Annotated in this window: 11 protein-coding genes; 6 read left to right on the top strand and 5 right to left on the bottom strand. The window is 72.0% G+C overall.

Annotation, left to right across the window (positions count from 1 at the left end; genetic code table 11):
- Window positions 1-4: 4 nt before the first annotated feature.
- The 3 genes from ACWDRB_RS28445 to ACWDRB_RS28435 form a co-directional block, all read right to left on the bottom strand.
- Window positions 5-688, bottom strand: coding sequence for a response regulator (locus tag ACWDRB_RS28445; protein WP_185076857.1), 684 nt, complete (start codon window positions 686-688; stop codon window positions 5-7).
- Entirely contained in the window at window positions 685-1,860 is a 1,176-nt protein-coding gene (locus ACWDRB_RS28440; protein ID WP_449898609.1) for a sensor histidine kinase, read from the bottom strand. Before ACWDRB_RS28440 ends, ACWDRB_RS28445 begins: the two co-directional genes overlap by 4 nt.
- A 111-nt stretch (window positions 1,861-1,971) precedes the next feature.
- Window positions 1,972-2,832: a RecB family exonuclease gene (locus tag ACWDRB_RS28435; RefSeq protein WP_357742721.1), complete on the bottom strand. Its 861-nt coding sequence runs from the start codon at window positions 2,830-2,832 to the stop codon at window positions 1,972-1,974.
- Between the two features lie 115 nt (window positions 2,833-2,947).
- Here ACWDRB_RS28435 and ACWDRB_RS28430 point away from each other — a divergent pair, with 115 nt between their 5' ends.
- Entirely contained in the window at window positions 2,948-4,084 is a 1,137-nt protein-coding gene (locus tag ACWDRB_RS28430) for a site-2 protease family protein (RefSeq protein ID WP_449898607.1), read from the top strand.
- A gap of 344 nt (window positions 4,085-4,428) precedes the next feature.
- Window positions 4,429-5,877 (top strand): FHA domain-containing protein, encoded by a 1,449-nt coding sequence (locus ACWDRB_RS28425; protein ID WP_449898605.1) that lies wholly within the window; start codon window positions 4,429-4,431, stop codon window positions 5,875-5,877.
- Window positions 5,878-6,080: 203 nt separating this feature from the next.
- On the opposite strand, the gene ACWDRB_RS28420 is transcribed toward ACWDRB_RS28425, so the two are convergent.
- The gene (locus ACWDRB_RS28420) at window positions 6,081-6,620 is read right to left on the bottom strand and encodes a hypothetical protein (RefSeq protein ID WP_449898603.1); all 540 of its coding nucleotides are present in this window, start codon (window positions 6,618-6,620) and stop codon (window positions 6,081-6,083) included.
- Between the two features lie 147 nt (window positions 6,621-6,767).
- On the bottom strand, window positions 6,768-7,856 hold the full coding sequence (locus tag ACWDRB_RS28415) for a GNAT family N-acetyltransferase (RefSeq protein ID WP_449898600.1): 1,089 nt from the start codon (window positions 7,854-7,856) through the stop codon (window positions 6,768-6,770).
- Window positions 7,857-7,911: 55 nt separating this feature from the next.
- Between ACWDRB_RS28415 and ACWDRB_RS28410 the strand changes: the two genes are divergently transcribed.
- The 4 genes from ACWDRB_RS28410 to ACWDRB_RS28395 all read left to right on the top strand — a co-directional run bounded on the left by ACWDRB_RS28410 (window position 7,912) and on the right by ACWDRB_RS28395 (window position 14,382).
- Window positions 7,912-8,763 (top strand): tRNA (adenine-N1)-methyltransferase, encoded by an 852-nt coding sequence (locus ACWDRB_RS28410; protein ID WP_350735376.1) that lies wholly within the window; start codon window positions 7,912-7,914, stop codon window positions 8,761-8,763.
- A 194-nt stretch (window positions 8,764-8,957) separates the two neighbouring features.
- The gene (gene arc, locus ACWDRB_RS28405; RefSeq protein ID WP_449898598.1) at window positions 8,958-10,730 is read left to right on the top strand and encodes a proteasome ATPase; all 1,773 of its coding nucleotides are present in this window, start codon (window positions 8,958-8,960) and stop codon (window positions 10,728-10,730) included.
- Between the two features lie 137 nt (window positions 10,731-10,867).
- Window positions 10,868-13,108, top strand: a complete 2,241-nt coding sequence (gene hypF / locus ACWDRB_RS28400; RefSeq protein WP_449898596.1) for a carbamoyltransferase HypF — start codon at window positions 10,868-10,870, stop codon at window positions 13,106-13,108.
- 98 nt (window positions 13,109-13,206) lie between these two features.
- Window positions 13,207-14,382, top strand: coding sequence for a pyridoxal-phosphate dependent enzyme (locus ACWDRB_RS28395; protein ID WP_449898594.1), 1,176 nt, complete (start codon window positions 13,207-13,209; stop codon window positions 14,380-14,382).
- The last annotated feature ends 34 nt before the right edge of the window (window positions 14,383-14,416 follow it).

Here is a 14,416-nt window from a genome sequence, read left to right as displayed (position 1 = left end):
GGTCTCAGGAGTACGTGCCCGGCGTGATCAACCCGGTCTCGTAGGCCAGCACCACGGCCTGCACGCGGTCGCGCAGCCCCAGCTTGGTCAGCACGTTGCCGACGTGGGTCTTGACCGTCGTCTCGCTCACGACGAGCTTGGCCGCGATCTCCGCGTTGGACATGCCCTTGGCGATCAGCCGCAGCACCTCCAGCTCCCGCTCCGTCAGCCGGTCCAGCCGCGCCGGAGCGGGCTGCTCGTACGCCGACGGCAGCCGCTTGGCGAACCTGTCGAGCAGCCGCCGCGTCACGCTCGGCGCCACGATCGCGTCGCCCGCCGCCACCACCCGGATCGCCTGCACCAGCTCGTCGGGCGGCACGTCCTTCAGCAGGAACCCGGACGCGCCCGAGCGCAGCGCCTCCACGATGTACTCGTCCAGGTCGAACGTCGTCAGCACCAGCACCTTCGGCACGTGCGCCGTCGGCGCCGCCTCCCGCACGATCCTGCGGGTCGCCTCGATGCCGTCGACGCCCGGCATGCGGATGTCCATCAGCACCACGTCGGGCAGCAGCGCCCGCGTCTGCTCCATGGCGTCCTTGCCGTCGCCCGCCTGCCCCACCACCGTGATGTCGGACTCGGCCTCCAGAATCAGGCGGAATCCCGTACGCAGCAGCGGCTGGTCGTCCACCAGCAGCACTCTGATCGTCATTGGCCGTCCTTCAACGGGAACCTCGCCCGCACTTCGAAACCGCCCCCCGGTAGCGGACCGATGTTGAGGATTCCACCATAGAGTGCGACCCGTTCGCGAATGCCCACCAAACCGTGCCCTGGCGGCGCGGACACCCCGGCCGTGCCCAGCCCGTCGTCCTTCACCCGTACGTCCAGCTCACGGGGGTCGTGGCGGACGGTCACCACGGCCTTCGCGCCCGCCCCGGCGTGCCGCAGGCTGTTCGTCAGGCCCTCCTGGGCCAGCCGGTAGGCGGCCAGGTCGACCCCCGCGGGCAGCGGCCGCGGCTCTCCCTCCACGATCAGCCGGGTCGCCAGCCCCGCCTCGCGCATCTGCTCCACCAGCGCGGGCAGATCGTGCACGCCGGGCTGCGGGCCCAGCTCGGCGCGCGCGTCGGTACGCAGGACGCCGACGATGCTGCGCATCTCCGTCATCGCCATCCGGCCTGTGTGCTCGATCGCCGACAGCGCCTCGCGCGCCAGGTCGGGATCGGAGGCCAGCACCCGGCGCGCCGCGGCCGCCTGCACGGTCATCACGCTGACGTGGTGGGCCACCACGTCGTGCAGCTCGCGGGCGATCCGCGAGCGCTCCTCGGCGCGGGCCGCCCTCGTGTCGGCCGCGCGCGCCCGCTCCAGCCGCTCCGCCCGGTCCTTGAGCTCGTCCAGGTACGCCCGGCGCAGCCGCAGGCTCCGCCCCGCGCCCCACACGGCCACCAGCACCACGGCCACCACGACGTGCTCGCTCCAGCTCGTCGCCCTGACCGGGCCCGCCAGGGCGCCCAGCACGTACGTCACCAGCGAGATCAGCAGCCCCGCCAGCGCCATCGCCAGCCCGCGGTAGGAGGCCACCGAGTACAGCAGCACCAGCCCGGCCGGCCCCGAGATCCCGGTCCCGTAGCCGAGCACGGTCAGCAGCGTCTCGGGCACCAGCTCGGCGCACATCGCCGCCAGCGGCCACCTCCTGCGCGCCGCCACGGGCACGCACGCCAGCACCACCAGGACCCCGCCCAGCGGGTCGGGGGCGCGCATGCCGTCGACCGCCAGGCCCTGCGCCTCCAGGTGGTCGGGACCGTAGAGCACGAACATCGCCACCGACGCCACGGCCACAACCCCGGCGAGCACGGAGTCGTGGAACGTGGTCCGGTCTATGCGCACCGCTTCACTGTAGGCCCAGGTGAAAACCCGTAACCTCCTCCCTCGGGAGGATTACCACCCACGCGCCCCAAACCCGCGCCGCCCCGGCGCGGGGGATGCGCTTGGGGTGGGTCAGAGTTCGTCGGTGGCGGCGCGGCGGTGGGAGCGGGTGGTGTCGCCCGGTTGGCGGGCCGGGATCGGTGGGGGTGTGCCGCCGAACTCCGGGCACAGGGCCTGGTGGTCGCACCAGTCGCACAGGCGGCTGCGGCGGGCCCGCCACTCGCCGGACTCCAGCGACCGCTCGATCGCCGTCCACAGCGCCATCACCTTGCGCTCGGTGGCCAGCAGGTCGGCCTCGTCCGGGGCGTAGCGCAGCACCTCGCCCTGCCCGCCCAGATAGACCAGCTGCAGCAGCCGAGGCACCTGGCCGCGCAGCCGCCACAGCACCAGGGCGTAGAACTTCATCTGGAACAGCGCCTTGGCCTCGAAGTCGGGGCCCGGCGCGCTGCCCGTCTTGTAGTCGACCACCCGGACCTCGCCGGTCGGCGCCACGTCGAGCCGGTCGACGTAGCCGCGCAGCATGAGCCCCCCGTCGAGGACCGCCTCCACGTAGAGCTCGCGCTCGGCGGGCTCCAGCCGCGTCGGGTCCTCCAGCGTGAAGTAGCGCTCCAGCATGCCGCGCGCCTGGACCAGCCACTCCGCCTGCTCGGCCTCGTCGGCGAACATCTGCGCGTACTGCGCGTCCTCGTCCAGCAGCCGCTGCCACTGCGGCTCCAGGAGCTCCAGCGCCGCCTGGACCGAGCGCCGCGGCGCCGGTAGGTCGTAGAGGCGCTCCAGGACCGCGTGCACCACCGTGCCGCGCACCGCCGCCTGCGAAGGCTTCTCGGGGAGCTGGTCGATCACCCGGAAGCGGTAGAGCAGCGGACAGGTCATGAAATCGCCCGCCCGGGACGGGGAGAGAGCTCCGATGATCTCCGGCTCGGTCAACGTCATGCACCGCACTCTAGGTCAAGACCCCGACAGAATAGCCCTCGCGCCACGATGATCACCCGATCCGGCGCGTAGCATCAAGGCAGCAACAGCACGTAATGGACGTTCAAGGAGCGCGGTGAGCGAGCAGAGCCCCCGGCAGGAGTTCTCCGGTCTTCGGATGGGGAAGCCGTTCGGCATTCCGGTGTACGTCTCGTGGACATGGTTCATCGTGGCGGCGGTCATCACCTGGGTGTTCGGGCGCCGGGTGACCAACATGCTGCCCGAGCTCGACAGCGCGGCCGCCTACGCGGTCGCGTTCGTGTTCGCGGTGCTGCTGTACGTGTCGGTGCTGCTGCACGAGCTGGCCCACAGCGTGCTGGCCAAGTTCTACGGCCTGCCGGTGCGCAGGATCACCCTCTACCTGCTCGGCGGCGTGTCGGAGATCGAGAAGGAGCCGCCCACGCCGGCCAAGGAGTTCCTGGTCGCCGCGGCGGGGCCGGCGCTGTCGCTGGGCCTGGCCGGGCTCGGCCTGGCCGCCGACGTCTACGTGATCAACGGCGGCGGCATCGTCGAGGTGCTCATCTGGTGGCTGTGGGTCGCCAACCTCATCGTCGGCGTGTTCAACCTGCTGCCCGGCCTGCCCCTGGACGGCGGCCGGATGCTGCGCGCCGGAGTCTGGAAGCTGACCAAGAACCCCAGCTCCGGCACCATCGTCGCCGCCTGGGGCGGCCGCGTGCTGGCCGTGCTGCTCGTCGTGTTCTCGATCGCCACGGCCCTGCAGAGCGGCCAGGTGACCGACCCGCTGGACCTGCTGTGGCCGTTCGTGCTGGCGTCGTTCATCTGGCTCGGCGCGAGCCAGTCGCTGCGCGTGGCCAAGATCCGCGCCAGGATCCCGCAGGTCAACGCCCGCGCGCTGGCGCGCAGGGCGATCCCGGTGACCGCCGAGACGCCGCTGTCGGAGGCGCTGCGGCAGGCCGCCGAGCGCAACGCGGGCGCCCTCGTCGTGATCGGCCACGACGGCGAGCCCCTGGCCATCGTGAACGAGGCCGCCGTCCAGGCCACCCCCGAACACCGCCGCCCCTGGGTGAGCGTCGGCTCGGTCGCCAAGTCCCTGGAGCCCACCATGGTGCTCGCGGCCGACCTGACCGGAGAGCCGCTCATCGACGCCATGCGCGAGGCCCCGGGCAGCGAGTACCTCCTGGTGGAACGGGGCGGCGAGATCTACGGGGTGCTCGCCACGGCCGACGTGAACCGGGTTTTCACGGGCGTCTGATTTGTCCCACTCGTTTAAGCGGCGGGCCATGGATAGGGTCGTGTCCAGCAGTTTCGGGCGGCCGGAGCCGACTCCGGCCGGTTACTGCGATGTGACGACTGGCCGATAGTGTTCTGTTTGGCCAGACTTGCACAGTTGAGGGGTTTGCCGCAGTCCATCGGTTCACCGAATCGAGACGACGTGGCCGCGGCACGGCCCCTTCGTCTGGGTATGCGTATGGCTGGTGGCCGGCACGGCAGTGCGGGTGCCGTAATTTCGCCGGCTTCCGGGGAGGAGACACGAGTGACCGAGCGCAGCGAGGGCACCGATGAGCAGCGCAGCGCCGTCGTCATGAGGGAGGACGCATGACCGACCAAGGCTTCGGAGTGGTGCGTCCGCTTCCCGGTAACGGGCTTGTCGCCTACGCGGGCGGGCTGCTGCTGGTGTGCGACGCCGGCGAGGCCGCGGCCGACGACCTGCTCGACGCGCTGCGCGAGACGGCCGCGTCCGGCGGCGACGGCAGGGCGCTGGCCCGCCGCGCCGCTCAGGTGCTCGCGGCCAACATGGCCGGCGACCCGGCCACCTGCGCCGTCGCGGGCCGGGTCGGAGAAGGCGTGGCCGTCCTGGTCAGCGGCTCGGCCGCGGCCGTCATCGGCACCCTGGGCGGTGAGACGCGGCTGGCCGGCAGCGACTCGCTGACGTGGGCCGACCGGCTCGTCACCGGGCCCGTCGAGCGGGTCGAGCTGAGCCTGCCCGGCGCCGGCACCCCGCACCCCGCGGTCCGCTTCGACGGCGGCGTGGTGCACGGCGGCGGCCTCGTGGGCGACCTCACCGAGCGGTCCTCGGCCCCCGCCCCGTCCAGGCCGCTCACCAGCGAGATGCCCGCCACGGCCTTCCACCTCGAGGCCGACCTGGTCCAGCAGCCGCCCGCGCCGGTGGAGCGGCCGCCGTACCCGCTGGCCGACCAGCCGCCGGTCGTGCCGGGGCCGCCGTCGGGCCCGCAGCCCGCGCCGGTGGAGCAGCCGTCGTACCTCTCGCCCCAGGACCAGCCCCCGTACGTCCCGCCCCAGGACCCGCCGCCCTACCACACGCCGCAGGATCAGCCGGCCCCCTTCTTCGCGCCGCCGCAGGATCAGCCGCCGCCCCTGCCGGAGCCGCAGCAGTTCCCCTCCTACGACGAGCCGCCCCCCGGCAACGGCGTGGCCGACCAGCCCATGCCGCAGCACCTGGGCCCGTCCGACCACTTCGACCAGCCCGCGCCGCCCCTGCTCGGCCCGCCCGACCACTTCGACCATCCGGGCCAGCCGCCGCAGGAGCCGCAGCAGCAGGACCACGGCGACCGCCCCCTGGTCTACGGCGTCGACTGCAAGAACGACCACTTCAACGACCCGCGCTCGCCCTACTGCGCGGTCTGCGGCATCGCGCTGGTGCAGCGCACGCTCGTCCCCTACAAGGGGCCGCGCCCGTCGCTCGGGGTGCTCATCCTCGACGACGGCACCGCGCTGCCGCTGGAGAGCGACTACCTGCTGGGCCGCGACCCCGAGCGGGCGCCCGAGGTGGCCGGCGGCACCGCCAGGCCCGCCAAGGTGACCAGCCCGGACGGCTCGGTGTCGCGCCGCCACCTGCGGGTGGCGCTCGACGGGTGGGACGTCAACCTGGTCGACCTGGGCTCGGTCAACGGCACCCAGATCCAGCCGCCCGGTGACCCCAACTTCTACGACATCCCGCCGAACGAGCCGGTCACCATCGCCCCCGGCACGACGGTCCGGGTCGGCGTCTCCCGCACGCTCCGCTTCGAGGCGCACCGGGGATAACCCGGCCGCCGGAACGCCCGCGCCCCCGTCCCGGGGCCGCGGGCGTTCTCGTGCGCCGCTCAGGCTCCGGGAGCATTCTCGCGGAGAGCCAAAGGCCCATGATTTATTGATAAATGGTCAAATATCCGCAAAATCTTCGGACAAATGGGGCGGGTAGGAAGCGGCCATTCTCCGCCGGATCCAGGCAGGCAACCGGTCGTCCCTTACCCCGGGATCCGGTCGCCTCCAACGGGGAGGGTCGGCGGCTGGGCCGGGCAGAACGCCCGTACCCCGCGCAACAGCCGTACCGCGGCCTCCAGCCCGCTCGCCGCCTCCAGCGCCCGCCCTGCGGCGGTCGAGAAGCGGCTCAGCAGGTGCTCGTCCCCGTCGCCGAACCTCCGACCGGCGACCCACACGAACGTGTGGTCCCGCGTCGCCAGCGGCAGGGGAGTGGCCAGGAAGCCCGGCTCGCCCACCGCCGCGTCGCGCGCCAGCCGGACCGTCGCCGGCACGGTCGCCAGCTCCTTCAGCACCCCCGACTCGGCCAGCCACCGGCGCACGCGCTGGGGATCGCCGGGAGGGGCGTGCGTGTGGATCGCGTCGGCCTCCAGCCGCAGGGCGTCCACGCGCACGAATCCCGCGTAGGCCGTGCCCGTGACGGCGGCGGCGGTACGCGCCAGCCGATCGAGCAGGTCGACGGCCTCCAGGCAGGAGAACGAGGCGATGAGTTCACGCATGGCGGCATCGGCATGGTTGTATGACATCGCGGTGGTCCCTCGGGGGGAGGAGAGATCGCGCGGCCCGATCGCGCGAAACTGAAGTGCGGGTGCCCTGACTATCACCCCCGACGCGGCTCCTGACTAGCCCTCAACAGGAAATCGGGATTTCTGCCCCCTCCCGGTCCGCACGCGTCACGTGGGACGCAGCACCGACCACGCCAGGTCGTCCGCCCGCGTCCCGTCCGCCTTGACGAACAGCCCCCGGTGCACGCCCTCCCGGCTGAACCCGGCCCGCTCCAGCACCGCGTGCGAGGCCGCGTTGCCCGGGTCGGTGCCGGCCACGATCCGGTGCAGCGCCGTGTTCGCGAACGCCCAGTCCACCAGCAGCCGGACCGCCCGCGTCATGAACCCCTTGCCCCGGAACCCGGGCACCAGCGAGTAGCCCACCATGGCCTGCCCCAGCGACGGGACGACGTGCGCCAGCTGGATGTGCCCGGCGAACGCCCCCGACGCCGCGTCCCTGACGGCCAGCTCGATCCGCTGCCCCGACACCCACCAGTAGCCGGTGTAGCGGCAGCGCCGCTCGTGCTCCTCCAGCGTGCCCATCGGCCCGAAGTGATAGGCCGCCACGGTCGGGTCGGCCAGCATCCGGTGGAAGTCGCCGGCGTCCTCCACGGCCAGCGGCACCAGCCGCACCACGCTGTCGCACAGCTCCCCGTCCGCGAAGAACGGCAGGTACGGCTCCGCCGTCACCGCGTCCTCCGCCAGCCGGGCGAAGGTGACCATGTCGACGTAGCGGCCGTCGCGCAGCCGCTTGGCGTCCCGCCGGCGCCCCTCCTCGAGGAAGCCCGCCTTGACGGCCACCCGCAGGCTCGCCACGTTCTCCACCGCGGCCTGCAGCTCGACCCTGCGCACCCCGTGGTCGAACAGCCAGTCGGTGACCGCCCTGGCCGCCGTCGCCGCGACGTTCCTGCCCCGAGCCCACGGCGCGACCACGTAGCCGATCGAGGCCACGCCCCACTGATCGGGCCGCACGATCCCGATGGCGCCCACGTAGCCGCCGTCCTGCGTGATCACGAACTCCGCGCCGCCGTCCGCCCACTTCGCCGCCGCCGTCTCCAGGAAGCCGTGCGCGTCCTGGAGACGGTACGGCGACGGCAACGCCGGCAGGAACCGGGCGGTCACCGGGTCGTTGCACACCTTCACGATCGCCTCGACGTCCTCCTCCGCGGGAGGCCGGAGAATCAGGGGACCGGTGGAGATCACGTCGCGCGGAAGCATCCCCCATAGATACCGTGCGTCCGGACGCACTCGAAAGCCCTATAACCTTGCGGCCATGGGTTTCCGCAGGCATGGGCCTTTCCAGGCGGGGGATCAGGTGCAGCTCACCGACCCCAAGAACAAACGCCACACGATCACGCTCAAGGAGGACGGCGTCTTCCACACCCACAAGGGCGCCATCCCGCACAGCGACCTGATCGGGCAGCCTGAAGGCTCCGTCGTGCGCTCCTCGGGGGGCACCCAGTACCTCGCCTTCCGCCACCTGCTGCAGGACTACACGCTGGCCATGCCGCGCGGCGCGGCCGTCATCTACCCCAAGGACGCCTCGATGATCGTCGGCATGGCCGACATCTTCCCGGGCGCGCGGGTGATCGAGGCCGGCGTCGGCTCCGGCGCGCTGACGTGCTTCCTGCTGCGGGCCGTCGGCCCCGACGGGCACGTCACCTCGTACGAGCGGCGCCAGGAGTTCGCCGACGTGGCGAGCAAGAACGTGGAGAAGTTCTTCGGCGGCCCCATGGACGACAACTGGCGCCTGGTCGTCGGCGACCTGGTCGCCTCCATCGACGAGAGCGACGTCGACCGGGTGATCCTCGACATGCTCGCCCCGTGGGAGTGCGTCGACGCCGCCGCCAAGGCGCTCACCCCGGGTGGCGTGATCTGCTGTTATGTCGCCACGACCACGCAGTTGTCCAAGACGGTCGAGATGATTCGCGATCACGGGTGTTTCACGGAGCCGCATGCGTGGGAGACCCTGGTTCGCGACTGGCACGTCGAAGGGCTCGCGGTGAGACCGGATCATCGGATGATCGGTCACACGGGATTCCTGGTCACCGCCCGCCGCATGGCGGACGGAGTGACGCCCCCGCCGAGACGCCGTCGACCGAAGGGGACCACCGAAGAACTATGACAATTTGGCCACGAGGGTGCGTTGGTGCGTGACACGGGAACAGATTCCCGTGTGCAGGTGCTGGGAGTATTAAACGCACTATTGAGGATTATTCACCGAATACTGAATGTCACTCTACGAACACTGCCCGGCCAGGTTACGGAGGGGCCCGAGATAGGTAAGGTCCTAAGTAGTCGCCCTCGACTGGGAAGGAGGTGACGGGCGTGGCAGCTCGCGATGATGCTGAGGCTCGAGCCGCGCAGCGCGAACGGGAGGTCGCTGATCTTTCAACACAGGTCTCCTTCCTCCAGGAGGAGATCACCGCGCTGAGGCGGAAGCTGGCCGAGTCACCCCGTCAGGCCAGGGTCCTCGAAGAGCGTCTTCATGAGGCGCAGGCGAATCTCGCGGCCGTGACCGGCCAGAACGAACGCCTGGTCGCCACACTGAAGGAGGCCCGGGACCAAATCGTCGCCCTCAAGGAGGAGGTCGACCGGCTGGCGCAGCCGCCATCCGGTTTCGGCACCTTCCTCGAGGCCAGAGAAGACGGCACCATCGAGGTGTTCACCGGCGGCCGCAAGCTCCGGGTGAACGTCAGCCCTGCCGTCGACATCGACTCGCTGCGGCGTGGCCAGGAGGTCATGCTCAACGAAGCGCTCAACGTGGTCGAAGCTCTCGGCTACGAAGAGGTCGGCGAGATCGTCATGCTGAAAGAGCTGCTCGACGAGGGCAAGCGGGCCCTGGTCATCTCGCACGCCGACGAAGAGCGCGTCGTGCGACTGGCCGAGTCGCTGGTCGGCCAGCCCATCAGGGCCGGCGACTCGCTCCTGCTCGAGCCGCGCTCCGGCTACGTCTACGAGCGCATTCCCAAGTCCGAAGTCGAAGAGCTCGTCCTCGAGGAGGTCCCCGACATCTCCTACGAGGAGATCGGCGGCCTCGGCAGGCAGATCGAGCAGATCAGGGACGCCATCGAGCTGCCCTACCTGCACGCCGACCTGTTCCGCGAGCACAAGCTCCGGCCCCCCAAGGGCGTGCTGCTGTACGGGCCGCCCGGATGCGGCAAGACGCTCATCGCCAAGGCGGTCGCCAACTCCCTGGCCAAGCAGGTCGCGGAGAAGACCGGCCAGTCCGGCAAGAGCTTCTTCCTCAACATCAAGGGCCCCGAGCTGCTCAACAAGTACGTCGGTGAGACCGAGCGGCACATCCGCCTGGTCTTCCAGCGGGCCCGTGAGAAGGCCTCCGAGGGCACCCCGGTGATCGTGTTCTTCGACGAGATGGACTCGATCTTCCGCACCCGAGGCTCCGGCGTGTCCTCCGACGTGGAGAACACCATCGTCCCTCAGCTGCTGTCGGAGATCGACGGCGTCGAGGGCCTGGAGAACGTCATCGTCATCGGTGCCTCCAACCGCGAGGACATGATCGACCCGGCGATCCTGCGGCCCGGCCGCCTGGACGTCAAGATCAAGATCGAGCGGCCGGACGCCGAGGCGGCCAAGGACATCTTCTCCAAGTACCTCATCGCCGAGCTGCCGCTGCACCCGGACGACCTCACGGAGCACTCCGACTCCCGCGAGGGCACCATCCAGGGCATGATCCAGAGCGTCGTCGAGCGCATGTACACCGAGAGCGAGGAAAACCGCTTCCTCGAGGTGACCTACGCCAACGGCGACAAGGAAGTCCTCTACTTCAAGGACTTCAACTCCGGCGCGATGATCCAGAACATCGTCGACCGTGGCAAGAAGATGGCCATCAAGCAGTTCCTCGAAACCGGCCAGAAGGGCCTGCGGGTGCAGCACCTGCTCACGGCCTGCGTGGACGAGTTCTCCGAGAACGAGGACCTGCCCAACACCACCAACCCCGACGACTGGGCCCGCATCTCCGGCAAGAAGGGTGAGCGGATCGTCTACATCCGCACGCTCGTCTCCGGCAAGCAGGGCACCGAAGCCGGCCGGTCCATCGACACCGTCGCCAACACCGGCCAGTACCTGTAGAACCCCCGAACGGGAGGGCCCGCCGCGGCCCTCCCGTTCGCATGTCCGCCCCCCGCCGCGGCGACCCCGGCGAGGACGCCGGATGCGACACGGCCGATACGCATGCACGCCGCCCCGATCAGGCGCACACTGGGCTGATGACCACGCTCAAACGAGTAGACGTGCACGTCGAAGGCGTCGTCCAGGGCGTCGGCTTCCGCCCCTTCGTGCACTCGCTCGCCCGCCGGCTGGGTCTGGCCGGGCGGGTGCACAACGACGTCGACGGAGTGCACATCGAGGTCGAAGGCGCCCTGGCCGGCGTCGAGGAGTTCCTGACCGCGCTCGAACGCGACGCGCCCGCCCTGTCCGAGATCGAACGCGTCACCGTCGTCAGCGCCCGCCCCACCGGCCACAACGGCTTCACCATCGCCGCCGGCCTCCCGTCGGGCCCGCTGCGGCCCCTCGTCCGCGCCGACGGCGCCACCTGCGACGACTGCCTGCGCGAGCTGGCCGACCCCGCCGACCGCCGCCACGGCTACCCGTTCATCAACTGCGCCAACTGCGGCCCCCGCTTCACGATCGTGCGCGGCGTCCCGTACGACCGGCCCCTGACCACCATGGCCGGCTTCGGCATGTGCCAGGCGTGCGCGGCCGAGTACCACGACCCCGGCAACCGCCGCCACCACGCCCAGCCCACCTGCTGCCCCGCCTGCGGGCCCCGGCTGCGGCTGCGCGACGCCCGCGGCACCGAGCTGTGCGGCGACCCCATCGCCGGCGCCGTCACCCTGCTGCGCGCCGGGCGCGTCGTCGCCGTCAAGGGCCTCGGCGGCTTCCACCTCGCCGTGCCCGCCGCCGACGAGCGGGCCGCCGCGGCGCTGCGCGGCCGCAAGCACCGGGAGGAGCAGCCGTTCGCCGTCATGACGGCCGACCTGGCGCAGGCGCGGCGGCTGTGCGAGATCGACGAGCACGCCGCCGAGCTGCTCACCGGCCGCGCCCGGCCCATCGTGCTGCTGCCCCGCCTGCCCGGCGCCCCCGTCGCCGCCTCCGTGGCGCCCGCCACCCGCAGCCTCGGCCTCATGCTGCCCTACACGGCCCTGCACCATCTCCTGCTCGCCGAGCTCGCCGAACCCATGGTCCTCACCGGCGGCAACGTCTCCGGCGAGCCCATCGCCTACGAGGACGACGACGCGCTGACCCGCCTGAGCGGCATCGCCGACGCCTTCCTCATCCACGACCGCCCCATCCACGTACGCGCCGACGACTCGGTCGTGCGCCCCATGGCGGGCGAGGTGACCGTGCTGCGCCGGGCCCGCGGGTACGCGCCCGAACCGCTCGCGATGCGCTGGCCCGCGCCCCGGCCCGTGCTCGCCTGCGGCGCCGAGCTGAAGAGCACCTTCTGCCTGGCCGAAGGACGGCGCGCGTTCGTCTCCCAGCACATCGGCACCCTGGAGAACCACGAGACGCTCCGGTCGTTCGTCGAGAGCATCGACCACTTCTGCGGCCTGTTCGGCATCCGGCCCGAGGTCGTGGCGCACGACCTGCACCCCGGCTACCTGTCCACCCGGCACGCCATGGAGATCCACGGCGTCGAACTCCTCGGCGTCCAGCACCACCACGCCCACATCGCCTCCTGCCTGGCCGACAACGGCGACCCCGGGCCCGTGCTCGGCGTGGCCCTCGACGGGCTCGGCCACGGCCCCGACGGCACCCTGTGGGGCGGCGAGTTCCTGCGCGCCGACCTGACCTCCTTCGAACGCCTCGGCCACCTCGCCCAGGTCCCCATGCCGGGCGGGAGCGCCGCCGTGCGGCAGCCCTGGCGCATGACCGCCGCCTACCTCGGCGACGACCACCCCGGCCTCGACGTGGCCCGCCGCAACCCCTGGGCCGACGCCCTCCGGCTCGCCCCCGGCTCCCCGCTGACCTCCAGCGCGGCCCGCCTCTTCGACGCCGTCGCGGCGCTGCTCGGCGTCCGCGACAAGATCACGTACGCGGGGCAGGCCGTCGTCGAGCTCGAACAGCACGCCGACCCCGCCGAGCGCGGCACGTACGAGGCCGGGATCACCCACGGCGACCTGCTCGTCGTGGAGGGCGCCGACCTCGTCCGGGCCGCCGCCGCGGACCTGGCCGCGGGAGCCTGCACCCGCGCCATCGCCGGACGCTTCCACAACGGCCTCGCCGACGCCGTCACCCGCGCCTGCGACACCCTCCGCCACGCCACCGGGCTGACCTCGGTGGCGCTGTCGGGCGGGATGTTCCAGAACGCGCTGCTGCTGGAGGCCACCGTGGCCCGGCTGCGCGCGGCCGGGTTCCGGGTGCTCAAGCACGTGCGCGTGCCACCCGGCGACGGCGGCGTCAGCCTCGGCCAGGCCGCCGTCGCCGCCGCCCGCGACCGCGCCTGACCACCCTTAACCGTGCCCTCACCGTGCCCTCACCGTGCTCTCATCGCGGCGGAGTGGCGGGCCGGGGGAGAGCGGCCGGTCGCCCTAGCATGGCGATCATGGAGTACCTCAACCCCGCCCGCGCCCCGTACACCGCGCACGACCGCGCGCTCATCGGGACCGAGCACGCCCGCCAGGCCCGCGCCCACTTCGCCCGGCACCCCTCCTACCGGCCCACGCCGGTCCGCACCATCCCGGACCTGGCCGGAACCGAAGCCGTCCACGTCAAGGACGAGAGCGGGCGCATGGGGCTGGGCAGCTTCAAGGCGCTCGGGGGCGCGTACGCCGTCCACCTGCTCGCCGAGCACGAGGGCGGCGGCACGCCGTTCGTGTGCGCCAGCGCGGGCAACCACGGCATCTCCGTCGCCTCCGGCGCCGCCGAGGTCGGCGTGGACTGCGTCGTCTACCTCAGCGAAGGCGTCCCCGAGGCGTTCGCGCAGCGGCTGCGCGGACTCGGCGCCGAGGTGCGGCGCAGCGGCGAGGACTACGAGGCCAGCATGGCCGCCGCGATCCAGGCCGCCGAACGGAACGGCTGGCGGCTCGTCGCCGACAGCTCCTGGAACGGCTACACCGGCATCCCGCTCGACGTCATGCGCGGCTACACCGTCCTGTTCGACGAACTCGCCGACCCGGGCGCCCTGCCCGCCGTCCCCGCGCAGACCGCGCGCACCGGCGGCCCCGCCGCGCCCCCAGGAGCGCGCGCCGGCCTCGAGGCGTACTCGGGCAGGCTCAACGGCTCCTCGGCCCTGACCGGCGGCCACAGCACCCCCCACGGGGCCGCGGGCGCGCCCACCCACGTGTTCCTCCAGGCGGGCGTCGGCGGGCTCGCCGCCGCCGGGGCCGCGTACGTGCGCGACCGCTGGGGCGAGCAGCCCAAGATCGTCGTGGTCGAGCCGGAAGGCGCGCCCTGCCTGATCGAAAGCGCCCGGGCCGGCGAGCCCGTACGCGTCCAGAGCGGCCGCACCATCCTCGGCCGCCTCGACTGCCCGGAACCCTCCGTCATCGCTTTCCAGCTCCTCCACCACCTCGCCGACCTCTACATGACGATCACCGACGACCAGGCGGCCGACGCCGCCCGCCTCCTGGCCGGCCACGGCGTCCACCTATCCGGGTGCGGCGCCGCCGGAGCCGCCGGCCTGCTCGCCCTCACGCCCGCGGCCCGCGACGCGCTCGGGCTCGACGACGCCTCCCGCCCGCTGGTGGTGGGAACGGAGGGCCCCGTGGAACCAAAGTGATCCAGGTGACGTCAAAAAGGGCGTGCACGCACCT

This window comes from Nonomuraea sp. NPDC003707 (assembly GCF_053587055.1).
Note: the sequence above shows the minus strand (reverse complement) of the source record. Positions and strands in the feature narration are given on the sequence as shown.

What these genes read in the sequence shown, in the direction of transcription:
- ACWDRB_RS28445 (WP_185076857.1), bottom strand. Translation starts at nt 688, where the DNA reads ATGACGATCAGAGTGCTGCTGGTGGACGACCAGCCGCTGCTGCGTACG.
- ACWDRB_RS28435 (WP_357742721.1), bottom strand. Translation starts at nt 2,832, where the DNA reads ATGACGTTGACCGAGCCGGAGATCATCGGAGCTCTCTCCCCGTCCCGG.
- ACWDRB_RS28425 (WP_449898605.1), top strand. Translation starts at nt 4,429, where the DNA reads ATGACCGACCAAGGCTTCGGAGTGGTGCGTCCGCTTCCCGGTAACGGG.
- ACWDRB_RS28420 (WP_449898603.1), bottom strand. Translation starts at nt 6,620, where the DNA reads ATGTCATACAACCATGCCGATGCCGCCATGCGTGAACTCATCGCCTCG.
- ACWDRB_RS28415 (WP_449898600.1), bottom strand. Translation starts at nt 7,856, where the DNA reads ATGCTTCCGCGCGACGTGATCTCCACCGGTCCCCTGATTCTCCGGCCT.
- ACWDRB_RS28410 (WP_350735376.1), top strand. Translation starts at nt 7,912, where the DNA reads ATGGGTTTCCGCAGGCATGGGCCTTTCCAGGCGGGGGATCAGGTGCAG.
- hypF (WP_449898596.1), top strand. Translation starts at nt 10,868, where the DNA reads ATGACCACGCTCAAACGAGTAGACGTGCACGTCGAAGGCGTCGTCCAG.
- ACWDRB_RS28395 (WP_449898594.1), top strand. Translation starts at nt 13,207, where the DNA reads ATGGAGTACCTCAACCCCGCCCGCGCCCCGTACACCGCGCACGACCGC.